This is a genomic window from Eubacterium oxidoreducens, assembly GCF_900104415.1.
In the GTDB taxonomy this organism is placed as follows: Bacteria; Bacillota; Clostridia; order Lachnospirales; family Lachnospiraceae; genus Eubacterium_C; species Eubacterium_C oxidoreducens.
Genome location: NZ_FMXR01000006.1, coordinates 257,126 through 279,284 on the forward strand (window position 1 = coordinate 257,126; position 22,159 = coordinate 279,284).

22 protein-coding genes are annotated in these 22,159 nt (G+C 38.4%); 4 read left to right on the forward strand and 18 right to left on the reverse strand.

Annotation, left to right across the window (positions count from 1 at the left end):
- Positions 1-7 precede the first annotated feature (7 nt).
- From BLS20_RS04185 to BLS20_RS04220, 8 genes are all read right to left on the reverse strand, one after another.
- Positions 8-1,612, reverse strand: coding sequence for a flagellar M-ring protein FliF C-terminal domain-containing protein (locus BLS20_RS04185; protein ID WP_090172517.1), 1,605 nt, complete (start codon positions 1,610-1,612; stop codon positions 8-10).
- 41 nt (positions 1,613-1,653) lie between these two features.
- Positions 1,654-1,965, reverse strand: coding sequence for a flagellar hook-basal body complex protein FliE (gene fliE, locus BLS20_RS04190; protein WP_090172519.1), 312 nt, complete (start codon positions 1,963-1,965; stop codon positions 1,654-1,656).
- Between the two features lie 27 nt (positions 1,966-1,992).
- Entirely contained in the window at positions 1,993-2,439 is a 447-nt protein-coding gene (gene flgC / locus BLS20_RS04195; protein WP_090172521.1) for a flagellar basal body rod protein FlgC, read from the reverse strand.
- A gap of 33 nt (positions 2,440-2,472) precedes the next feature.
- A complete protein-coding gene (gene flgB, locus BLS20_RS04200; protein WP_341443184.1) occupies positions 2,473-2,874 on the reverse strand; it encodes a flagellar basal body rod protein FlgB in 402 nt (133 codons plus the stop codon).
- 254 nt (positions 2,875-3,128) lie between these two features.
- Positions 3,129-3,911, reverse strand: a complete 783-nt coding sequence (codY, locus tag BLS20_RS04205; protein WP_090172525.1) for a GTP-sensing pleiotropic transcriptional regulator CodY — start codon at positions 3,909-3,911, stop codon at positions 3,129-3,131.
- A 173-nt stretch (positions 3,912-4,084) separates the two neighbouring features.
- Positions 4,085-6,163: a type I DNA topoisomerase gene (topA, locus tag BLS20_RS04210; RefSeq protein ID WP_090172527.1), complete on the reverse strand. Its 2,079-nt coding sequence runs from the start codon at positions 6,161-6,163 to the stop codon at positions 4,085-4,087.
- Between the two features lie 132 nt (positions 6,164-6,295).
- Positions 6,296-7,363, reverse strand: a complete 1,068-nt coding sequence (gene dprA / locus BLS20_RS04215; RefSeq protein ID WP_176762281.1) for a DNA-processing protein DprA — start codon at positions 7,361-7,363, stop codon at positions 6,296-6,298.
- Positions 7,353-8,894 carry a YifB family Mg chelatase-like AAA ATPase gene (locus BLS20_RS04220; RefSeq protein ID WP_090172531.1) on the reverse strand — a complete coding sequence of 514 codons (1,542 nt, stop codon included), beginning with the start codon at positions 8,892-8,894 and terminating at the stop codon, positions 7,353-7,355. Before BLS20_RS04220 ends, dprA begins: the two co-directional genes overlap by 11 nt.
- Before the next feature lie 192 nt (positions 8,895-9,086).
- On the opposite strand from BLS20_RS04220, the gene BLS20_RS04225 reads away from it, so the two are divergent.
- Positions 9,087-9,926 carry an RluA family pseudouridine synthase gene (locus tag BLS20_RS04225; RefSeq protein ID WP_341443185.1) on the forward strand — a complete coding sequence of 280 codons (840 nt, stop codon included), beginning with the start codon at positions 9,087-9,089 and terminating at the stop codon, positions 9,924-9,926.
- On the opposite strand, the gene trpS is transcribed toward BLS20_RS04225, so the two are convergent.
- Together trpS and BLS20_RS04235 are read right to left on the reverse strand one after the other, a co-directional pair.
- On the reverse strand, positions 9,919-10,923 hold the full coding sequence (gene trpS / locus BLS20_RS04230) for a tryptophan--tRNA ligase (protein ID WP_090172534.1): 1,005 nt from the start codon (positions 10,921-10,923) through the stop codon (positions 9,919-9,921). The two genes, BLS20_RS04225 and trpS, sit on opposite strands and share 8 nt — an antisense overlap.
- Positions 10,924-10,936: 13 nt before the next feature.
- Positions 10,937-11,467: a DUF5662 family protein gene (locus tag BLS20_RS04235; protein WP_090172536.1), complete on the reverse strand. Its 531-nt coding sequence runs from the start codon at positions 11,465-11,467 to the stop codon at positions 10,937-10,939.
- 164 nt (positions 11,468-11,631) lie between these two features.
- Here BLS20_RS04235 and BLS20_RS04240 point away from each other — a divergent pair, with 164 nt between their 5' ends.
- The 3 genes from BLS20_RS04240 to BLS20_RS04250 are packed head-to-tail and all read left to right on the forward strand — an operon-like array spanning position 11,632 to position 14,244.
- Positions 11,632-12,783 (forward strand): NAD(P)-dependent malic enzyme, encoded by a 1,152-nt coding sequence (locus BLS20_RS04240; RefSeq protein ID WP_090172538.1) that lies wholly within the window; start codon positions 11,632-11,634, stop codon positions 12,781-12,783.
- A 4-nt stretch (positions 12,784-12,787) separates the two neighbouring features.
- A complete protein-coding gene (gene mnmL / locus BLS20_RS04245; protein WP_090172540.1) occupies positions 12,788-13,732 on the forward strand; it encodes a tRNA modification radical SAM protein MnmL/YtqA in 945 nt (314 codons plus the stop codon).
- A complete protein-coding gene (locus BLS20_RS04250) occupies positions 13,732-14,244 on the forward strand; it encodes a DUF4364 family protein (protein WP_090172542.1) in 513 nt (170 codons plus the stop codon). Before mnmL ends, BLS20_RS04250 begins: the two co-directional genes overlap by 1 nt.
- 47 nt (positions 14,245-14,291) lie before the next feature.
- Here the strand turns inward: BLS20_RS04250 and nadC are convergent, their stop codons facing one another.
- The 8 genes from nadC to BLS20_RS04290 all read right to left on the reverse strand — a co-directional run bounded on the left by nadC (position 14,292) and on the right by BLS20_RS04290 (position 22,156).
- Entirely contained in the window at positions 14,292-15,149 is an 858-nt protein-coding gene (gene nadC / locus BLS20_RS04255; protein ID WP_090172544.1) for a carboxylating nicotinate-nucleotide diphosphorylase, read from the reverse strand.
- Entirely contained in the window at positions 15,149-16,435 is a 1,287-nt protein-coding gene (locus tag BLS20_RS04260) for an L-aspartate oxidase (protein ID WP_090172546.1), read from the reverse strand. The genes nadC and BLS20_RS04260 overlap by 1 nt, the downstream gene beginning before the upstream one ends.
- Positions 16,436-16,471: 36 nt before the next feature.
- Complete coding sequence (gene nadA / locus BLS20_RS04265) at positions 16,472-17,380, reverse strand: quinolinate synthase NadA (protein WP_090172548.1); 909 nt, start codon at positions 17,378-17,380, stop codon at positions 16,472-16,474.
- Between the two features lie 157 nt (positions 17,381-17,537).
- Positions 17,538-18,089 carry a flavin reductase family protein gene (locus tag BLS20_RS04270; RefSeq protein ID WP_090172627.1) on the reverse strand — a complete coding sequence of 184 codons (552 nt, stop codon included), beginning with the start codon at positions 18,087-18,089 and terminating at the stop codon, positions 17,538-17,540.
- A 38-nt stretch (positions 18,090-18,127) separates the two neighbouring features.
- A complete protein-coding gene (locus BLS20_RS04275; protein ID WP_090172550.1) occupies positions 18,128-19,780 on the reverse strand; it encodes a putative manganese-dependent inorganic diphosphatase in 1,653 nt (550 codons plus the stop codon).
- 22 nt (positions 19,781-19,802) lie between these two features.
- A complete protein-coding gene (locus tag BLS20_RS04280; protein WP_143010221.1) occupies positions 19,803-20,474 on the reverse strand; it encodes a hypothetical protein in 672 nt (223 codons plus the stop codon).
- 136 nt (positions 20,475-20,610) lie between these two features.
- A complete protein-coding gene (locus tag BLS20_RS04285) occupies positions 20,611-21,342 on the reverse strand; it encodes a hypothetical protein (RefSeq protein WP_090172553.1) in 732 nt (243 codons plus the stop codon).
- Between the two features lie 139 nt (positions 21,343-21,481).
- Positions 21,482-22,156: a uracil-DNA glycosylase gene (locus BLS20_RS04290; RefSeq protein WP_090172555.1), complete on the reverse strand. Its 675-nt coding sequence runs from the start codon at positions 22,154-22,156 to the stop codon at positions 21,482-21,484.
- Between the last annotated feature and the right edge of the window lie 3 nt (positions 22,157-22,159).

A 22,159-nucleotide genomic window follows, 5' to 3' on the forward strand; every position in this document is an offset into this window, starting at 1 on the left:
ACCTCTACTACTCATCCAGCCAGTTACGCAACAAGCTCGCAACCGCCTCCGGATTCTCATCCACAAATTTTTCTATTAAAATTCTAGTTTCAGATTTTTCAGTATAATCAATATCCTCTAAAACTTCCTCAGCTTCTTTCGTTGATTCTAACAAAGTCTCAACCGAAAGTTCCGGTTGTACCTCTTCTTCCTCTTTGTTCTTTCTTGTACTTCTAAATACAACAAAGCCAAGCAGAGCGAAAATCAAGATTGCAAGAATAATCTCAAAATAATCTGTAAGTGTTCTTCCGCTTCCTTCCGAATATTGAAAGAACGGAACCTCATAGGCGACAATAGAAACATTTTCCTCGGTAAAGCCGGTTGCCTTCACTACCGCATCCACAAGTTCATCGTCTACTTCCAACATCGTTCTATCGGAATTTTGCTCTACAAATTCATCGAATGTAACGCCAAGTTCATCTAACGTTCCATCTTCCTCCATCTGATCTTCATTATAAATATGATAAGAGGTAGCAACAACAGAAACGGAAGACGTCTCATAATCAATCGTAATTCCGCTTTCCGTATTTGTAATTTCTTCACTCGGCAAATAATCCTCTGTCACATCAGAGATGGTACTGCTTGACGTCTCTGAATCCTCCGTAACATAAGTCGTATCATCATTAGAGTCTGTACCCGGAACAGCAGCACTTCCACCTTCTGTTTCCGCATTATATTCACTTCTGCTATCTAGATAACCTTGCGTTTGATCCTCATCGACGTAGTAATGGTGATTCGTATACTCCGTATTTTCATAATTCAATACCAGATTCAATCCAACATTAACATTGTCATAAACATTGGTCCCTGTAATTACATTAGATACTTCCGAACGTTTTAAAGACTCAGCTTCTTCTTGATAACTAAGCTGATCTGAGGCCGTTCCAATCGCCGAATCCGAATCCGAATCGCCACCGGTAAACAAAGTATTACCGGTAGTATCCATAACGGTTATACAATCCGTATTATCATTTCCGACCGCAGTTGCAACAAATGTTGCAATCCCTGTAGCCTGCTCTTCGTCCATCTCTCCGTCCAGTTCCAGCATGACAGACGCGTAAGTATCCTGCTCTTGCGCAATCAAAGTTCCATCATCTGTAGGAATCGACAATGTAACCGTAGCTGATGCAACATTATCTTCGGTTGCCAGTTGCTCTGCCATCTTCTCTTCCAGATATAATTGATATTTCTTTGATTTGTCAGCTTCAGTAGTAGAAAAACTTCCGTCAAAAACCTTGTCAATATCATAGGTGGTTGACTGAATCTCATTTTCACCGAGCAAAATATTGACATCTGCCTGATTTTCTTCAAGAACACTATATGTCAAACCATCTGATGAAACCTTATATTCATAACTATTTTCTTCTAACAATTCTTTTACCTGGGCAGACTGCGTTGTATTCTCACAAGTCACAATTTCAACCCAGGTTTCTCTCGAAGACAAAACGCCGACAATCACAATAGCAACTACAACCGCAGCTACTATTGATATCAAAATCCCTTTTTGCGCGTTCGATAATTTTTCCCAAAATTCTTTTAGACGATCCAAAATCCCTTTCAATCGTTCCGGCATGAATGCATTCTCCCTTTTTTATATTCCCAAACCATATATGCTTACATCTGCATATTCATAATTGTATTATATGCTTCAATAATATTATCACGAACAGCTACCGTATACTGTAAAGCAATATTCGCTTCTTCTTGTGCGACTTGCAAATCATGTGTATTATCCATCTGTCCCAAAGCAAATTGAATTTCAGCAGACTCTGCTGTATTTTGCAAATCATTTGTCTCATTTACCAATCCCATCGCCGAAGACAAGAACGTATCAAAACTCGCTTCTTCTTCCGTGGTAGCACTGGCATTTTCCGCCGCCTGTGTGATATACGGCGACGATACATTCGTAAGTGCATTAATATTCACGGGTTATCCCTCCATAAAATATTGAAATTATGATGTACCGATAGAAAGTCCTCTTTGCGCCATGGACTTACTCGCTTCAAATGCGGTTGCATTAGCTTCATATGCACGGCTGGCATCAATAAGATTCGTCATCTCTGTTACAATATTTACATTTGGATATGTTACATATCCATTCTCATCCGCATCCGGATTCGATGGATCATATTCCATCTTGTATTCTGTCTCTGTGTCATCCTGCACGGATGTTACTTTTACCCCATTTCCGATAAAATCATTCGTATTTCTTCTAAGAACTTCTCTAAAATCTGCCGAAGCACCCTTTTCTTGAAATGTAACAACTTTACGTGTGTAAGGAGTTCCATCTTCGGTACTGGTTGTATTAACATTCGCAATATTCTCGGAAATAATGTCTGTACGAAATCGCTCCGCCGTCATCCCCGATGCATTGATATTAAAAGCTTGAAATATTGACATCCGTCTATCTCCTTTCTACAACTTATCTAATGATTAATTACCGATTGCACTCTTCAATCGAGAAAATTCCTGGTCAATACTTTCTGTCAGACCTTGATAACGAATCTGCTCAGCTGCAAGTTCAACATTCTCAGTATCAATATCCACATTATTTCCATCTTCACGGTATGAAAAATTCTCGGCATCTGTATACGCCGTCGCTGTCAAATGATTCATATGAATATTCTCAATCTTCTGATCAAGCATCTCATATTTGGACATCCCCAGCTCTCTTTCCAAAACTGATTCAAAGCCTACATCCTGTCTTTTATAACCAACCGTATCAACATTGGCAATATTATTACTGATAAGCGTTTCTCTCAGATAGCTTGCATCAGCTGCTTTTGTTAATACATCAGCATAACTAAACGCATTCGTACTAATCATATGATCCATAACCTCCTAAGCACTTTGACTAACTTCATACAGACGCACTATGTTTATCTTATTACTCATATTCATTATAATTTATATAGCCAAAAAAACAAGTACTTTTTACACCATATGGTGGATTTCCTTTATCTTTAATACTATATCTTGCTTTCTCGCCTTGCATAAGTCATACGCATCTACATTTTCAATGTTTTCAAAATAAAAAACGGACCTATAGTAATATATAAATCCGTTTAATAGCAGTTGATTCCATTCACTTACTGATTATTATTTTGTTTTTTTATTTCTTCGATTTCTTCAAACACAAGCTCGTTTAAAACCTTTATATATGTGCCCTTCATTCCGGAAGATCTCGATTCAATAACGCCGGCACTTTCAAATTTTCGAAGTGCATTCACAATTACCGATCTTGTGATTCCTACTCTGTCTGCAATCTTGCTTGCAACCAAAATTCCTTCTCTGCCACTTAATTCATCAAAGATATGAATAATCGCTTCCAGTTCAGAAAATGACAACGTATTAATCGCCGACTTAACGATCTGACGTTTTCTCACTTCCTCCGCATTCTCTTCGTTAACCGAACGCATCATTTCCAGTCCAACAACCGTTGTGCCGTATTCACTAAGAATAATATCATCAATGTCATACATTTGCTCCAGACGATAGACAAATAAGGTTCCAAGACGTTCTCCCGCGATATCAATCGGTGTGATAATCGCACAATATTTTTTTATATCTTTTTCAAATCCAAGCGTCTCTAAATTAACATTCTCTTTCGTAGATAAGATTCCCAGAAGTCTTTCATTTAATAACGGATCGATAAACCCGCCAACATCTCCGAGCAAAAGTTCTTCTATCTGCGGTATCTTATCATCCTTACCAACCCCTAACACTTTTCCTTTTTTGGAAATCACCAAAATATTGGAATTTAAAATATCTGTAAGCACCGCGCAAATGTCATTAAAAACAACCTTTGATTTATTATTATTGTGTAAAAGCTTGTTGATTTTACGCGTCTTATCTAAAAGTTGAACGCTCATATATAAACCTCCGAAACAAAAATAATCTGAATAGTCACAACAATATTAACATCTTTTTTTATATTTTGCAACAATTCAGATTATTTATATAGTAAAAAAGTATCTAATTCATAGTTCCATCGACCTTTTCACCTTTTTTCGTACACTTGTCCGTCACAACACCTGTTCAAAATCTACTTCTCAGACTGCGGTAAATCTAAGACCGTCTTGCAGTTTTGATCTGCACAGACTAATTTGGAACCTTTTTCTATCATGTAACCTCCGCAGGTTGGACATTTGGTTAAAGAAGGCTTTTGCCATGACATAAATTCACAGTCCGGATTCTTTTCGCAGCCATAATATTTACGCCCCTTTTTCGTTTTCTTAAGCACAACTTCGCTATTACAAAGTGGACATGGTACACCGATTTTTTCGTAGTACGGCTTTGTATTTCGGCAATCCGGGAAATTAGGGCAAGCCAGAAAACGACCGTGTGGACCATATTTGATAACCATATTGGCGCCACATTTTTCACAGATTACATCCGTCTTTTCGTCCTCTATTTCTATCTTCTCTAAATCTTTTTCAGCCGCTTTTACCGCTTCATCCAAATCCGGATAGAAATTCCTGACAACAATCTTCCAGTCTATTGTTCCTTCTTCAATCTTGTCTAGAAGAGATTCCATATTGGCGGTGAACTGCTCATTCACAATTGCCGGAAAAGCATCTTTCATGATAGCATTTACAACTTCACCAAGCTCTGTCATAAACAACTGACGGCCTTCCTTTGCAATATATCTTCGATTTAAAATGGTAGAAATCGTCGGTGCATAGGTACTTGGACGTCCAATCCCCAGCTCCTCAAGCGTTCTGACTAAAGAAGCTTCTGTATAATGAGCCGGTGGCTGCGTAAAATGCTGTTTTTGTTCAAACCCGCAAAAAGAAAGCTTCGTATCTTCTTCTACGCCCTTTAGCATCACTTTCTTTTCATCATCACTTTCATCTTCCACTGAATACACGGACAGGAAACCATCGAATTTCACCTTAGATGCATTTACATTAAAGTAATATTCTCCCATCTTAATCTTAACCGCAGTTCTTTCATACACAGCCGGTGTCATACGGCTGGCCATAAATCGGTTCCAGATCAACTGATAAAGACGAAACTGATCTCTTGTCAATGACTCTTTTACCATAGATGGTGTCAACGTCACATCCGTAGGTCGAATCGCTTCATGCGCATCTTGAATTTTATTATGATTCTTTGACTTGTTTTCACGTTTTCCAACATACTCTTCCCCATGTACGTCTTTGATAAACGCTTCTGCCGCATTTTCGGCTTCTTCCGAAACACGGGTTGAGTCCGTACGAAGATATGTAATTAACGCAACCGTTCCCTTTTTCTTGATATCAACGCCTTCATAAAGTTGTTGTGCAAAACGCATTGTTTTCACAGTTGAAAAATTCAAGCGTTTCGAAGCTTCCTGCTGTAATGTACTTGTTGTAAACGGTAATGGTTGTTTTTTTACACGTTCCGATTTTTTTATTTCCGCAATCTCAGGTGTCTCACCCTCGATTTCCTTCATAATTTTTTCTACTTCTTCTTTGGAAGAAATATTCATCTTCTTTGACTTTGAACCATAAAAATGAGCCGTTAGTTCTTTCTTTTCTCCTTCCGGCAAAATCTTCGCGTCCAAAGTCCAGTATTCTTCCGGAATAAAAGCATCTACTTCTTCTTCACGGTCAGCAATAATGCGAAGTGCTACTGATTGCACACGTCCCGCACTTAATCCTCGTTTTACCTTTGCCCATAAAAGCGGTGAAATTCCATATCCCACCATACGATCAAGCACTCGTCTTGCTTGCTGTGCATCAACAAGTCCCATATTTATTTCACGCGGATTCTTTAAAGATTCCTTAACTGCATTTTTGGTAATCTCATTAAATGTAATTCTTGCAAATGATTTATCTTCCAATTTCAGAGCATGAGCAAGATGCCATGAAATCGCTTCTCCTTCTCGGTCAGGGTCAGTTGCGAGATAAACTTTATCTGATTTTTTTACTTCTTTTCGAAGCTTAGCCAAAACATCTCCCTTTCCGCGGATTGTAATATAATGAGGTTCAAAATCATGTTCAACATCAATCCCCAATGAACTTTTAGGAAGATCTCTTACATGGCCATTCGAAGCAGCCACCTCATAGTTTTTCCCTAAAAATTTTTTTATTGTCTTGACCTTGGCAGGCGACTCGACAATCACTAAATATTTTGCCATTTTTCCAGCTCCCAAAATTCTTTTTTTTAGCATAAAATTCGAGACAACTATACACCAACAGATAGGCAATTTCAAGAAAAAATTTAAAAATGATGTTCTTTTTTCTACCATATTAATGTTTTTTTGACACTTTTATACACGAATATATTGATTTTTAAAACTTTCTCTTGCACAGCCTTTTGCAATCAAGGAAGATACCGCAACAAGCACTTGTCTATAATCCATCGCTGCTTCTTCGATGATATTTTCTATTCTTTTCGGATAATAATCCAGACTTTGATAAACTTTCATTTCATCTTGAGACAAACTACTATTTATAGCTTCTCCTAATTCCAAAACGCAAGCGTTATACTGGGACAAAAAAGCATCTGCATCCGAAATAATTCCGGCACCTTGTCGAATCAATTCATTGCATCCCTTGCTAAGAGGATCCAACAAACGCCCCGGTACCGCATAAACATCTTTTCCTTGATCAAGGGCTGCATCGGCCGTAATTAAAGAACCGCTTTTTTCCTTGGCTTCTACAACAATTACTTTCTCGCTTAAGCCACTAATAATCCGATTCCTCATCGGGAAATGCCAAGCCACCGGCTGTACTCCCGGCCCATATTCGCTAATGATTAACCCCTGCTCTTTCATAGCTTTATATAATGCCCGGTTTTTCGCCGGATAGCATACATTGACTCCACATCCAAGAACCGCTATTGTTTTCCCGACTCCCTCTAAAGCTCCAGCATGCGCATACGCATCAATCCCCTCTGCCATACCGCTGACAATACAATTCCCGCGATGTGCCAATCCATGCGCCAGTACTCGTGCTGTCTTTGCGCCATAATCACTACATCTTCTAGCACCAACAATCGCAATCTTTTGTCGTTTGAGCAATTCCAGATTTCCATAATAATAAAGCGCATACGGTGGGTCATATATCTCTTTTAATACGGCTGGATATTCCTTTTGCAAAATGGTCAAAAAACCCATCTTTAACTTCTTAAACTCTTCCCAGCGCCCCAACAGATTCCAAGACTTTTTTTCTCTTTGGTATTCCTCGTAAACATCCTCAGACCACAAACAAATCTTTTGAATCTGCTCCTTGCGCATTCGATATACTTCCTGTGGCGAACCGGCAACCTTTAGAAGTTTATTTATCTGTACCGGTGTAAACCTACCGGTATTCGCCAACCAATACTCATAAATCATACTCATTTCTCTCCCAAAAACTTTTTTCTATACTTCTATAACATAATGCTTCACTTAAATGTTCTATTAAAATCCGCTCACTCCCATCCATATCCGCTAATGTACGGGCAACTCGCATAATTTTATAATACCGTCTTGTGCTTAATTTTAATTTTACAAACATCTCTTCCATGTATGTTCTTAATTCCTCTGTGAGAGGACAAAAATTCTCAATTCTCGATGACGGAATCTGTCCATTATAAGAAAAGCACTCCTTTTTATATCGCTGTTTTTGAATTTCATGAACCTGCATCACTCGTGCTCTAATTTGTTCTGAAGTCTCTGTTGGTTCACGACTGCAAAAAATCCCCATCGGCTGTTGCATAATCTCGATTCCAAGATCGATTCTCTCTAAAAGCATTTGCGAAACAGACGACAGATAGGAGCCAATCTGAGAAGACGTACATGTGCACTTGTTCATATCCGGATAATAACCGCACCTGCAGGCAGACATTGCCGCAACAAGCATAAAATCTGCCGGATATTCACAATTCCCGCTCAAGCGACTGATTCTGATTCTTTTATCTTCCATAGGCTCTCGTAATTCACTCAAAACACTTTTATCAAATTCGGAGAACTCATCCAAAAACAAAACTCCGGCATGTGCAAGCGAAATTTCGCCCGGTTTTAGCGCTGTTCCTCCCCCTATTAACCCGCCTTTTGAGATGGAATGATGCGGTCTGCGAAATGGACGTTCTGAAATCAATCCGCTTCCCGGATTCAAAAGTCCGCTAACTGAGTAAATCTTAGAAAGCTCCATCTTTTCAATTTCGTTTAGCGGCGGAAGTATTCCCGGTATCCGAACTGCCAACATTGTCTTGCCGACTCCCGGTGGTCCAATCATTAATAAATTATGCATCCCGCTTGCTGCAACTTCACATATACGCTTAGCTTGTTCATGACCTGCAATATCCGAAAAATCCGGATACGATTGTATTTCATTTTGCATTTTCGTTTTAACGATTTTTATCTCATAAAAATCCCTTCGTTTTAACAAATCAATTGTTTCACGCAAAGTGCTAACCGGATACACTTTTATACCGGATACCAGCATAGCTTCTTCTTCATTCCCCTTAGGGATAATGCAGTATTTCTTACCTTTCTGCCTTGCCATATCCACAATGGAAAGGATTCCTTCCACCGCCAAAATCTTTCCGCTAAGAGATATCTCCCCAGCCACAAGTCCTTCTTCTAACCTATTTTTATCCACAATCCCCATCGCTCCGCAAAGCGCAAGTGCCACCGGAAGATCAAATCCTGTTCCTGATTTTTTTAAATTAGCCGGATAAAAATTCACAGTTATTCTTCGAACCGGAAGTGCATATCCGCTATTGGCAAGTGCAATTCTAACCCGCTCTTTCGCTTCTTTTACTTCGGTTCCTAAAAACCCCACCATCTCAAATACAGGTAATCCTTCCGAAATATTAGCTTCAATCGACACTAAAACACTGTCAATTCCTCTAAGAATTGCCGTTTCTGTTATACTATACAATTAAATTCCTTTCTAGGATTTGAAAAATGTCGGGATATCCGACGAAAGAAATATAGATTTTAAGATGCTATTATGTTAGCATCCTTATTTTTATTTGTAAAGAATTACTTCTTGCACTCCTCGTACAAATCTTTAATAATAGGATACATGAAACGCACACTTATTTATAAAATTGAAGAAAAATTCAACAATATGACAATCGAACAATTCATCCGTAGCAAAGGTTTTTCCCACAAAGTCATCGTGGCTTTAAAAAAGACACCAAATGGCATTGTAAAAAACAACATCTGGGCTTATACTCGCGAATCAGTATCGACAGGCGACATCCTAACTCTTACCCTAAACGAAGAGGAATCTTCTGATAAAATCATTCCGATTAAGCTTCCACTTGACATTGTATACGAAGATGACGATTTATTAGTTATAAATAAACCAAGCGGTATGCCAACACATCCCTCATACAAAAATTATGACAATACGCTGGCAAATGCTGTAGCTTATTATTATCAACAGCAAAATCAATCTTTTGTTTTTCGATGCATCAACCGGCTAGACCGTGATACCACAGGTCTTACCATCATTGCCAAAAATCCATTTTCTGCAAGTGTCTTATACAATGCCGCCAAAAACAGACGCCTTCATCGGACTTATGAAGCACTTGTTTGTGGAAGACTTGAAGGCGAGGGTGTGATTGATGCACCAATTTCCAGAGAGGTTCATTCCACAATCACAAGATGTGTAGATACAAAAAACGGCGAAAGAGCGGTCACACATTATCGCTCTCTCGCCTATCATTCCGATAAAGACTTATCTTATATAGCTTTGCAGCTAGAAACCGGCCGCACGCACCAAATACGTGTACATATGAAGCATATTGGGCATCCATTACCCGGTGATTATCTTTATCATCCGGATTATACTTATATCAATCGGGTCGCACTTCATTCATCCGGTCTTGAATTTGACCATCCCATCACCCAAAAGCATCTAAAGTTTTATTGTCCGATACCACAAGATATGAATATTATCTGATTCTCTCCGGAAATCCTACTTTCTTTTGCACTTTGCGTAGTGTTTTATTTGCAAAATACTGCGCTTTTTCTGCATTTTCTTTAATGATACCGTTTAAGTATTCTTTATCTTTTATAATTCTGTCAAATTCATCCTGAAGCGGTTTTAACCTAGCAACAACTTCTTCTGCAACGGCCTCTTTAAGTTGTCCATATCCACCATCTGCAAATTCTTTAACCGCTTCTTCCGTTGTTTTTTCCGTACAAGCGCAATAAATATCCAAAAGATTCTTAACTCCCGGCTGTTCATCACTATACTGAACAATGCCCACAGAATCTGTTACTGCTCGTTTGAACTTTCTTCGTATTGTATCCGGATTATCCATCAGGTACACGCTAGCGTTTTTATTCTCATCAGACTTCGACATCTTTTTATCCGGTTCTTGAAGGGACATAATTTTGCGTCCTGCTTTACCAAAATATGGCTCCGGAATCGTAAAGACATCGCCGTAAATACTGTTAAATCTTTGTGCAATATCTCTGGTTAATTCCAGATGCTGCTTTTGATCTGCTCCAACCGGAACAACATCCGTCTGATATAAAAGAATATCTGCAGCCATAAGTACCGGATACGTAAACAAACCGGCATTGATATTATCAGCATGTTTAGCGGATTTATCTTTAAACTGCGTCATCCGATTAAGTTCACCCATATATGTATAACAGTTGAGAATCCAAGCAAGCTCTGCATGACCAGATACATGAGACTGATAATAAATACAATTCTTCTTAGGATCCAGTCCAGCAGCAATATATAATGCCAATAGATTCCTTGCTCTCTTCCTAAGTTCTGCCGGTTCTTGTCTTACTGTAATAGAATGCTCATCTACAACGCAATAAAAACATTCATATTCCTCACTCAAAGACACCCAATTATTTAAAGCTCCAAGGTAATTTCCCAATGTTAAATCACCTGTTGATTGCATTCCGCTAAATAATACTTTTTTTCCATCAATCATGATTCTTTTCTCCTCATCTGTTTAATACTTCTTTTCGAATATATTCATACAAAGCTTCCTCGCCTTGTTGTGCGAGTAACTTAAGCATATGTTCTAATAACTGTCGCGACTCATCATGCATTACCAAATGGTCTTTTCCTCTCAGGTAATATTGCAGCGAGCTTGCATCGGTATACTTTTCTTTTTGATAAACTTTCGAAGCCGCAATACGGTCCATTACCATCTCTACCACATATTTCTCGGGAATCCTCATCCCCACAAGTGTTTGACCCGGTTCAAATCCAAAATCAATCCAGTATTCAATGTGATGTTTATTTCGTCCTTTATGATGAAGCCAGGAATAAGACAGCCCTTTCTCCTGCCGCTCAATATTATTGGGACTGACATCACCCCGGAAATATTTTGCTCCCACCATAAATTCGGTAGGTGAAAATTTGGACAGGTCGTGAAAGATGCCTTGTCTGTAAAGTCCAACCTTAAAACAGCCCTGTCTGACCAAACGCTTATGACGCATTACGGTTTTTAAATGTTGCCATGCTTTCATAAACATTTTCTTCCTTTTCAATCAATCTGTTTTATTCTACCACTATTTCCCCAAAATTGGAAATGAACTTGTTACTTTTTATCCGTTCCACTCATTGAGGTTTTTATTTTGGTATGCTATTATAACTCAGATGGAATTAGAAAATAAAAAGGAGATCATTTATCATGGATTTGAACGAAAAAGCCCTTATAGCACACAAAAAATGGAACGGTAAATTATGCATCAATTCCAAAAGTCCTGTCAATACCAGAGAGGACTTATCAATCGCATACACCCCAGGTGTTGCTGCGCCTTGTATCGAAATAAAAAACGATCCGGAAAATGCTTACACATATACCATGAAAGCAAATACTGTCGCTGTTATTTCTGACGGAAGCGCCGTACTAGGACTTGGCAACATAGGTGCACTTGCCGGTATGCCGGTTATGGAAGGAAAATGTGTACTTTTTAAAGAATTCGCCGGCGTTAATGCAGTACCAATCTGTCTTGATACACAAGATGTTGACGAAATCGTAAAAACAATCACTTATCTTGCTCCAAATTATGGCGGCATTAACCTAGAAGACATTTCAGCACCTCGTTGTTTCGAAATCGAAAAACGTTTAAAAGAAACTTTGAACATCCCTGTATTTCATGATGACCAGCATGGCACAGCCATCGTTGTTCTTGCCGGAATCATCAATGCTCTTCGTGTAACAGGCAAAAAGAAAGAAGACTGTAAGATTGTTGTCAACGGAGCAGGCTCTGCCGGAATTGCAATTACCAAGCTTCTTCTTCGATATGGCTTTAAACATGCAACCATGTGCGATATTAATGGAATTCTTCATAAAGATTACGATGGTCTTAACTGGATGCAAAAAGAAATGACCCAGGTTACAAATCTTGAAAACAAGACCGGTACACTTGCCGATGCTTTAAAAGGTGCTGATATCTTTGTCGGTGTTTCTGCGCCAAACATAGTCACACCGGAAATGGTTTCTTCAATGAATAAAGATGCTATTATTTTTGCAATGGCCAATCCAACACCTGAAATCATGCCTGATCTTGCTAAAAAAGCCGGAGCCAAAGTTGTCGGAACCGGAAGAAGTGATTTTCCAAATCAGGTTAACAACGTCATTGCCTTCCCTGGAATCTTTAAAGGGGCGCTGGAAGGTCGCGCTAGTCAGATAACAGAAGAAATGAAACTTGCAGCAGCCGAAGCGCTTGCCAACCTTGTCAGCGACGATGAACTTAACGAAGATTTCATCATGCCGGAAGCTTTTGATCCACGTGTTGCGGAAGCTGTAAGCAAAGCAGTTCGCGAGCATATTAAATAAAACTATGACAGCATATGAAACCTGGCATCAAAAGCGCTATCATTCTCTTGATGCTTATATCAAAAACACATATGGTGAAAAAATGTACCGCATTTCCATTAATGCCGGTATGACTTGTCCAAACCGTGACGGCACATGTTCTAGCGGTGGATGTATATTCTGCAGCGAGGGCGGATCAGGAGATTTCGCCCCTGCTGCTTTTTCTTCCATTACAGAGCAAATTGAAGAAGGCAAACGTAATCTGTCCAAAAAAGTTCATTGCAGATACTTTATTGCATATTTCCAGGCCTTTTCCAACACATACGATTCCGTCGAACGTCTAAGAACGCTTTATACGGAAGCGATTTCTCATCCGGATATCAAAATATTATCCATTGCCACACGGCCGGACTGTTTAAACGACGAAATTATTGCTTTACTAGACGAAATCAATCGGATAAAACCGGTCTGGATTGAACTAGGGTTGCAAACGATTCACGAAAGAACTCACCGGCGTATGAACACCCACTTTCATATAAAAGACTATGAAAAAGCATGTGACCAACTCCACGCGATTGGAGTAAACGTAATTACACATGTCATCTTCTCTTTACCTGAAGAAACCAAAGAGGAGATGCTTGCAACCATTCAATATCTCGCAAGCCGAAGAACGGACGGTATAAAAATCCATATGCTCTTTGTCTTAAAGCACACACAACTAGGGCGGTATTACCGGCAGCATCCTTTTCCTTTATTAAGCTGCGAAGAATATGTGAATCTCGTATGTGACAGTCTAGAACTACTTCCGCCTGATTGTATTATTCACCGCCTTACAGGAGATGGCCCAAAAGATCTTCTTATTGAACCACAGTGGACTTCCAATAAATTAGTTGTTTTTAATTCAATTCAAAAAACTATGAAAGCAAGAAATACCTATCAAGGAATCTATTATAAAGGGGGAAATGACTAATGTCGCAAGTGCAAAGTCTATATAAGCTTATTATCTTATATATGCTCAACAAAGCAAAGCAACCTTTGCTTGGAACCCAAATTACCGACTTTTTCCAACAACATGATTATACTAATTATTTCACCGTACAAGTGACTTTCCAGGAACTTAGCGAAGCAGGGTTTATTACATTTGCGGAAACGCATAATAACACTTATTATTCTATAACACAATCCGGACGAGAGACATTATCCTACTTTCCGGAACAAATATCACAGGAAATTCGCGATGAAATCAAAGACTACTTCTCTTCCATTGAGTTGCCTTACGATTCCGACATACAATGTGTGGCCAATTATTATAAGACAACCGGCGGATATAATGCAAATTGCCAGTTAAACAGCCAATCCACTACTTATCTTGATTTAACAATGCATGTCCAGACGATTGAAATGGCAGAATCCATTTGTTCCAACTGGAGAGCACAAAGCGAAGAAGTCTACCATCATCTCTTGGAAATTCTAATCAAATAGATAAAAGCCGGCATCCTATCAGATCCTAATAGGTACCGGCTTTTGCTTTATATATTCGTTTTTAAATTTTTCAAAGAAAGATCCATAATCGGTGCCGAATGCGTTAATGCACCGCATGAAACAAAATCAATTCCCAAATCACATAATCTTGAAATATTTTCCTTGGTCACATTGCCTGAACATTCAATCTGCGCTTTGTGCTGAATCATCGCACACGCTTCTTTCATCATCTCATCCGTCATATTATCCAGCATAATAATATCTGCACCGGCTTCTAAAGCTTCCTGCACCATATCAAGATTTTCCGTTTCTACTTCAATCTTGCGAACAAATGGGGCATACTCTCGAGCCATCTCAACCGCTTTTCTCACGCCTCCTGCAGCTGCTATATGATTATCTTTTAGCAGGATACCGTCTGATAAATTATATCGATGATTCGTTCCTCCACCAACTTTTACTGCATACTTTTCAAAAATACGCATGTTTGGCGTTGTCTTTCTTGTATCCAATAATTTAATTTTGGTTCCCTTTAACAAATCTGCAACTTGAGAAGTATAGGTTGCAATACCACTCATACGCTGCAGATAATTAAGTGCTGTTCTTTCTCCGCATAAGAGTGTCTTCACATCAGCCGTGATTTTCATAATCACCGTTTTATTTTGAATACGATCTCCATCTTTGGCATATTCTTCAAATGATACATTTTCATCTAACAACGTAAAGACACGTTTAAACACCTCAAGTCCGCAGATGATTCCATCCTGCTTGCAAATCAGTTCAACGTTTCCTAGCTTTGGTTCTCTCATTATAGCATTCGTTGTTACATCTTCACTTGTAATATCTTCTTGTAATGCGCTTAGAATCAGCGGATCTACGTTTAACTTCATAGTTACCTGATCAAACATTAACTAGCGCTCCTTTCCATAGCCTGTTCTATCATCTTACGATATTGTTCGCCAAGATATTTTTCATCATCATAAAGCGAAAAATCAAAATCATTTCCAAGATGTTCAAGACATTTTGACTGCTCAAACTGTTCTGCAATCTGCTGCGAGCTTCTCTTGGCAAAAACGAGACTCTCCAACAGCGAATTGCTGGCAAGACGATTCTTCCCATGCACTCCATTGCATGCAGTCTCTCCGATGGCATAAAGTTGGTCCATCGTTGTTTTACTATAATAATCCACCTTAATACCGCCCATAAAATAATGCTGTGCCGGTACAACCGGTATGGGTTCTTTTGGAACATTATAACCTTTCTCTCTACAGTAAGCTACAATATTCGGAAAATGCTCTTCCAATTCATGAACCGGAATATTCTCCATTGACAACCACACGTGCGGCATATGATCCTTTTCCATCTGCTGAAGTATGGCCTGTGTCACAACATCTCTTGGTAATAATTCATTGACAAATCTTTTCTTATCTTTATTTAACAATATTGCGCCTTCACCTCTTACGGACTCTGAAATCAAGAAGCTACGCTCATTCGAATCTTCCAAATAAAAGGTTGTCGGATGAATCTGAACATAATCAACATTTTTAAGTTCTACGCCATGTTTTAATGCAATTGCCAAAGCATCTCCTGTCAAATGACGATAATTTGTCGAATGGCGATACAATCCACCGATTCCACCGCAAGCAAGTATCGTGTAATTAGCCAGGATTTCATGAACCTGACCATCACTTTCTCTCACTATCACACCATAGCAGCGATTACCGCGACTGATAATATCAACCATTGTACAATATTCTTTGATTTCGACATTATCAAGTTCCTTTACTCTTTGCAATAACTTGCCGGTAATTTCTTTTCCCGTAATATCCTCATGAAAAAGTATTCGTTTATTCGAATGTGCGCCTTCTCTGGTAAATGTCAGATTCCCCTGATTATCACGATGAAAATCAACCCCATAGTGAATCAAATCCGAAATGATGTCCTGAGACGATTGAATCATAATCTTCACAGAATTTCTGTCATTTTCATAATGCCCGGCCTTCATTGTATCTTCAAAATAGCTTTCATAATCATCCTCATCACGAAGCATGCAGATACCGCCCTGCGCAAGATAAGAATCATTACTCGTAAGATCCGCCTTTGTAATTATCGTTATTTTTTTGTCTTTTGGAAGATTTAAGGCTGCATACAACCCCGAACAGCCACTTCCAACGATTACGATATCAGTTTTCATAAGATACCTCCTGCCCTTATTCACGGACAACTTCATTTATTTGGCAAGTCCCAGCATACGTTCCAGAGCATTTGTTGCTTTTATACGTGTTTCATCACTCACCTGTACTTCCCCACATTCTTCTCTTAAACATTCCAACACTTTCTCCAAAGAATTCTTCTTCATGTTGTGACAGAATTTCATCCCTTCTACCGGGTAAAATTTCTTATCCGGATTCTTGTTTTCCAGTTCATAAAACACTCCGTTTTCTGTTCCAATGATAAATTCATTCGCTTCACTTTCTGTCGCATAATGAATAATTCCCGATGTGCTTCCCACATAATCCGCTAACTCAAGAATTTCCATTCTACATTCCGGATGAGCTAAAAAAAGCGCATTTGGATGCTTTGCTTTCGTTTTTTCTACCTGTTCTTTTGTAAGATGATGATGAACATGACAATATCCGTCATGAACAACAAAGTTCTTCTCCGGTACCATCTGTTTCACATAATTTCCTAAATTAGAATCCGGAATAAAGAAAATATTTTTATTAGGAAGCGCTTTCACAATCTGCAAAGCATTCGAACTTGTCACACAAACATCCGATGCCGTCTTGATTTGCGCCGTTGAGTTAATATAACAGACCACAGCAAGATCTTCATATTCTTCTCTTGCTCTTTTGATATCGTCAAGTGTTACCATATGCGCCATCGGACAATCTGCCTCAAGATCCGGCATAAGAACTTTTTTGTTCGGACTAAGAATCTTCGCGCTTTCACCCATAAAATTAACGCCGGCAAAGACAATCACCTTAGCCGGGTTTTGAGCCGCTACCTGTGCCAATTTATAAGAATCCCCTACATAATCAGCAATTTGTTGAATCGCGCCTTCTACATAATAATGCGCCAAAATTATGGCATCCTTTTCTTTCTTTAATTGATTTATCTCCTCAATGATATCATTCATGATTAATCTTCCTTTCGCTTTGCAAGCCTCTGTGCAATTGAAAATAATTTTACCATATGTAAACATTACTGACAAGACAGTAGTCTTGTCTAACAATTTTCCACAATCTCCCAAAAAAAGTCACTTTTGCAAATACCAATTTACAAAAGTGACTTTCCTACTTTCTATGTTTCTTTTTCTTTTTTTGAACAGAATATCCAAATTTACCGACCTTTTCTCCTAATGTATAATATTCACCATGCGAATAAGAAATAAGATTAAGATCATTTAAATGAAATTTTCCATGTTCATCTATATACTCTTTTGCTACCGATACTCCAACTACCTGAGCCAAAAACATATGATGACTACCCAGCTTTATTATTTCTTTCACCTTACATGCAATATGCACCGGTGATTCATCAATACCGGGTGCATTAACATGTGCAACCTCAACCGGTGTCAAATGCATTTTTTTAAATTTATTTTCATCTCGTCCGGACCGAACGCCACAATAATCATCTGCAAAAGCCAATTCTTTTGTTACCAGATTAATGACAAACTCTCCGGTATCTTTGATAATATCATAAGAATATCGCTTCGGTCTTACAGATATCGATACCATCGGCGGATCCGAACAAACCGTGCCACACCATGCTATCGTAATAATATTAGGTTCTTCTCCTTTACGCTGACAACTAACCATGACCGCCGGAACCGGATATAACATATTCCCCGGTTTCCACTCTTGTCTTTCTTTCACTTAAACTACTCCTGCATTGCTTCTAAAAATGATGGTATCAGCTGCTTCTTTCTGGAAATAACTCCCTCAAGCTTATACACACCATCTTGTTCTTTTACCTGATATGCCTTCTCTACAACTTCCGCTGCATCTTTACCATAACTTAACAAACCGGTAGACTCTTCTAATATATTTGTCATCATCATGTATACCATATCAAGACCACGTTCTTTTAATGCTGTTGGCATATAACTTAGCAATTGTTCTTTTACTGACAAAAGCGTCTCTTCTGACATAGAACTAATCTGTCCAACACCAAACTCTATACCGGATACCGTAAACGTCTTAAAGTCTTGATAAAATATCTCTTCAACTGTCTTAGAATCGAAACTACTTCCGGCTTTAAACATATTGATTGCCAGTTCTTCCACATCAACTTTGGCAATTGCTGCAAGTTCCTGTGCACACACCTGATCTACCTGCGTACAGGTCGGAGAACGATACATAAGTGTATCGGAAATGATTGCGGAACATAATATTCCTGCAATCTCCTGTGGTACCTCAATATGTTTTTCTTTGAACATCAAATATACAATCGTAGAAGATGAACCAAGAGGTTGATTTCTGAAAAATACCGGAGACATCGTCTCTAAACTTCCCAATCTATGATGATCAATAATCTCAAGTATCTCCGACGAATCTATCCCATCCACTGCCTGCGATTTTTCATTATGATCGACCAAAATAACCTGTTTTTTCTTGGATTGTAATAAATTACGTCTGGAAATCATACCAATATATTTGCCGACACCATCTAGAATCGGGAAATCTCTATGTCTTTCCTTAGACATAACTTCTAGAACTTCCTCTACATAACTATCTTCTTCAAAAGTGATAAGATTCTCTTTTCTCATAAAATGCCGAACCGGCATACTTTGATTAATCAATCGTGCTGTCGTATAGGTATCATACGGTGTCGAAATAATAGCACAACCTTTTTCCTCTGCAAGCTTTTTAATTGTGGATGCAACCTTATAATTAGCACAGACAATCATACAGCTTACCTTTTTTTCAAGCGCACAAATCTGCGATTCATAACGATTACCTAGAATAATCATATCATGCTCATGAATAAATTCCTCCATTGCTTCCGGATTTCCTGCTCCGACCAGAACATTTCCCTTATCAAAGCATTTGCTTTCATCTCCCACAAGCATCTGCCCATCTAGCGTCTCTACAATATTTCGATAGGGTGTGCATGCTTCTGATATGATTCCTTTATCATAAACATCCATATAAGACATCGCAATATCACCAGTTATGATAAGACCTTGCAAATACTGATTCTCATCTGTAACCGGCAAGGTTACCACATCGTCTCTTTTCATGATTTCCCATGCCTTTTTTAACGACATATTCTGGTCAATTCCCTGCGTAAATCTGATATCGATATCTGATACCTGTGTTCCAACATCACTGATATAAGAAGGCGCCGCTACATGAAATCGATCCAAGACATACTTTGTCTCTTCATTAATCTTTCCTGCTCGCCGCGCTTCGTATTCATCCGTATTTAATGTTACATTTTTCAAATAAGCATAGGCAATCGCGGCACTTATGGAATCCGTATCCGGATTCTTGTGCCCGATTACCATAATTTTTCTACCTGGCTTCGCCATGTTATATTACACCTCTTTTATTTTACATCAAAGAAATAAACATCAAACCACATTGCTGAACCAAAACACCCACTACACCGGCTAATGTGATAATCGAAAGAATCAAAAGTGCAATTCTAATACCCTTACCATTCTTTTGTTTTTCTATTTTTTCAGATAGAGCATCAATCTTTTCATTCAACTCGTCAAAACAAACTTGCATATTCCGATAAGACTTTACCGTTTCATTATGAATCTTCTCCCCAAGATCCTTTTTGTTAGCTTCCATTTTGTCCGTAACAGATTCCATCTGCTCAGATGCTCGATTCAAGGTCTCATCTGTCTTAGCTTCAAGATTTTCGAAAGTCTCATCTGTCTTATCACTAATCTCTTTCATCTTTTGATCAATGAGATCTATCACCTTTTGCATCTGGGCTTCAAAATTCTGTGTCAATTCATCTACCCTTACCTGTTTTTGAGCAATTACTTCTTCAAGATCATTGGCTTTTCCCTCACGTTCTTCCACAATATCTTGAAGTTCCATTACTTTATTTTCCTTTGATTCTATCAGACTTTGCAACTGCTTAGCCTTTTCTTTGAATTCATCAATCTGTTTTAACAGTACATCATCTCTCTCCATCTTTTTTAAAGTCCTTTCTTTTATCCCATTATTGCTTTTTTTGTACTTTCTATCATGTGGTTTTCTTCTTGCCAAAAATTCAAGCATCCTATACCCCCAAAGTGAGTTTTCATTTCTGTTCACATTCTATCATTCCCTCATTTTTTTTACAACATATTGCTTACTTTCCATTATAAAAAAGCCTCCGCATCAGCGAAGGCTTTTGTTCCTTTTACGTTGAAGTATCAAGGACTGATCCAAGTGCCGAAGAAGAACTGACATAAGAACTTCCACTACTTGAATAAGATGTATAATTTCCTGTTGCATTTAATGCATTATTCGCAACCGTCGAAGCGTATGAACTTATTGTATATGCATACGATCCGGCTCCATTAAATAACGACTTGGTAACCGACATATCTGCATTTTTAAATGTCTCTTCATCAATTGATAACTGATAATCATCTCCAATTGTAATGCCAAGCTGCGATAAAAGAGAGGAATTGACTTTGGTTGTTTTAATCATTGAAACAACCGGATCGGTAACATTATCCGTCGTAACATTATCGCCTTCTTCAATAACCGAGTTATAATCATCTATAAAGCTCTTTACAGCATTATAAATCTTATCGGTATCATAACCGTAAGAGCTGTTTCCTTCCTCATCCGTTGTTGTTGTTTTATTAAATACACTTTTAGAACCACTACTTAAAAGAGTCTGTGCAGAACTCTTAAGATTCGTTGCATCCGTATACATACGATTAAGCGCATTCGTCTCTGTTGTGCTGTCACTAGATGAGTCTGACGTAGTAGATGATTCTTGTGCATAATAAGACTTCATAAGCTTATAATAGGTTCCGTTACGAATCATATTATAGTCCGATAGACTACTGTAATCAAAGTAGTTTGTAGAACTACTTGATCCGGATAAACTCGAAAATAATGATGAAACTGAAATTGACATATGATCACTCCTTTGAATTATAGTCATTTCATAATCCGACATCCTTGTCCTTTATAAATAACATTACAATGATTCATTATCTATATCGTCTATTATAAAGACATTCCTTAGACATTTCAACAGATTTCGTACTAAAGTCCTACAAATCCTCGATTTGCCAATCAATCGGTTCTACACCATGTTCTTTTAAAAATGCATTCGCTTTACTAAAATGTTTACATCCAAAGAATCCTCTATATGCCGAAAGCGGACTTGGATGTGATGCTTCTAATATTAAATGCTTAGGATTATTCAGCATTGATTTTTTTCTTCTCGCCGGGCCGCCCCATAGTAAATAAACAATTGGCCTGTCCTCTTTATTAACTGCCGAAATAATCGCATCTGTAAACTGTTCCCATCCTCTGTTTTGATGAGAATTAGCCTGATGCGCACGAACAGTCAGCACTGTATTCAGCATCAAAACGCCCTGCTCTGCCCATTTTCTTAGATAACCATTGTTTGGAATCGCCAGTCCTAAATCGTCATTTAATTCTTTATATATATTTTTTAAAGATGGCGGAATCTCATTCCCGGGTTTTACAGAAAACGAAAGACCATGCGCCTGGTTTTCATTATGATAAGGATCTTGTCCTAGTATCAACACTTTCACCTTGCTAAGAGGCGTAAAATGAAATGCATTAAAAATGTCATCAGCAGGCGGATAAATAATTCTGGTTTTATACTCCTGTGTCATAAATTGATACAATTCCTTGTAATATGGTTTTTCCAATTCCGGCTTTACTACTTTGAGCCAATCATTTGTAATCGCTCCCATACT

Excerpts from the sequence above, each read along its gene's own strand:
- BLS20_RS04185 (WP_090172517.1), bottom strand. The coding sequence starts at position 1,612 with ATGCCGGAACGATTGAAAGGGATTTTGGATCGTCTAAAAGAATTTTGG.
- flgC (WP_090172521.1), bottom strand. The coding sequence starts at position 2,439 with ATGTCAATATTTCAAGCTTTTAATATCAATGCATCGGGGATGACGGCG.
- flgB (WP_341443184.1), bottom strand. The coding sequence starts at position 2,874 with ATGGATCATATGATTAGTACGAATGCGTTTAGTTATGCTGATGTATTA.
- codY (WP_090172525.1), bottom strand. The coding sequence starts at position 3,911 with ATGAGCGTTCAACTTTTAGATAAGACGCGTAAAATCAACAAGCTTTTA.
- topA (WP_090172527.1), bottom strand. The coding sequence starts at position 6,163 with ATGGCAAAATATTTAGTGATTGTCGAGTCGCCTGCCAAGGTCAAGACA.
- dprA (WP_176762281.1), bottom strand. The coding sequence starts at position 7,363 with ATGATTTATGAGTATTGGTTGGCGAATACCGGTAGGTTTACACCGGTA.
- BLS20_RS04225 (WP_341443185.1), top strand. The coding sequence starts at position 9,087 with ATGACAATCGAACAATTCATCCGTAGCAAAGGTTTTTCCCACAAAGTC.
- trpS (WP_090172534.1), bottom strand. The coding sequence starts at position 10,923 with ATGATTGATGGAAAAAAAGTATTATTTAGCGGAATGCAATCAACAGGT.
- BLS20_RS04235 (WP_090172536.1), bottom strand. The coding sequence starts at position 11,467 with ATGAAAGCATGGCAACATTTAAAAACCGTAATGCGTCATAAGCGTTTG.
- BLS20_RS04240 (WP_090172538.1), top strand. The coding sequence starts at position 11,632 with ATGGATTTGAACGAAAAAGCCCTTATAGCACACAAAAAATGGAACGGT.
- mnmL (WP_090172540.1), top strand. The coding sequence starts at position 12,788 with ATGACAGCATATGAAACCTGGCATCAAAAGCGCTATCATTCTCTTGAT.
- BLS20_RS04250 (WP_090172542.1), top strand. The coding sequence starts at position 13,732 with ATGTCGCAAGTGCAAAGTCTATATAAGCTTATTATCTTATATATGCTC.
- nadC (WP_090172544.1), bottom strand. The coding sequence starts at position 15,149 with ATGTTTGATCAGGTAACTATGAAGTTAAACGTAGATCCGCTGATTCTA.
- BLS20_RS04260 (WP_090172546.1), bottom strand. The coding sequence starts at position 16,435 with ATGAAAACTGATATCGTAATCGTTGGAAGTGGCTGTTCGGGGTTGTAT.
- nadA (WP_090172548.1), bottom strand. The coding sequence starts at position 17,380 with ATGAATGATATCATTGAGGAGATAAATCAATTAAAGAAAGAAAAGGAT.
- BLS20_RS04270 (WP_090172627.1), bottom strand. The coding sequence starts at position 18,089 with ATGTTATATCCGGTTCCGGCGGTCATGGTTAGTTGTCAGCGTAAAGGA.
- BLS20_RS04275 (WP_090172550.1), bottom strand. The coding sequence starts at position 19,780 with ATGGCGAAGCCAGGTAGAAAAATTATGGTAATCGGGCACAAGAATCCG.
- BLS20_RS04285 (WP_090172553.1), bottom strand. The coding sequence starts at position 21,342 with ATGTCAATTTCAGTTTCATCATTATTTTCGAGTTTATCCGGATCAAGT.
- BLS20_RS04290 (WP_090172555.1), bottom strand. The coding sequence starts at position 22,156 with ATGGGAGCGATTACAAATGATTGGCTCAAAGTAGTAAAGCCGGAATTG.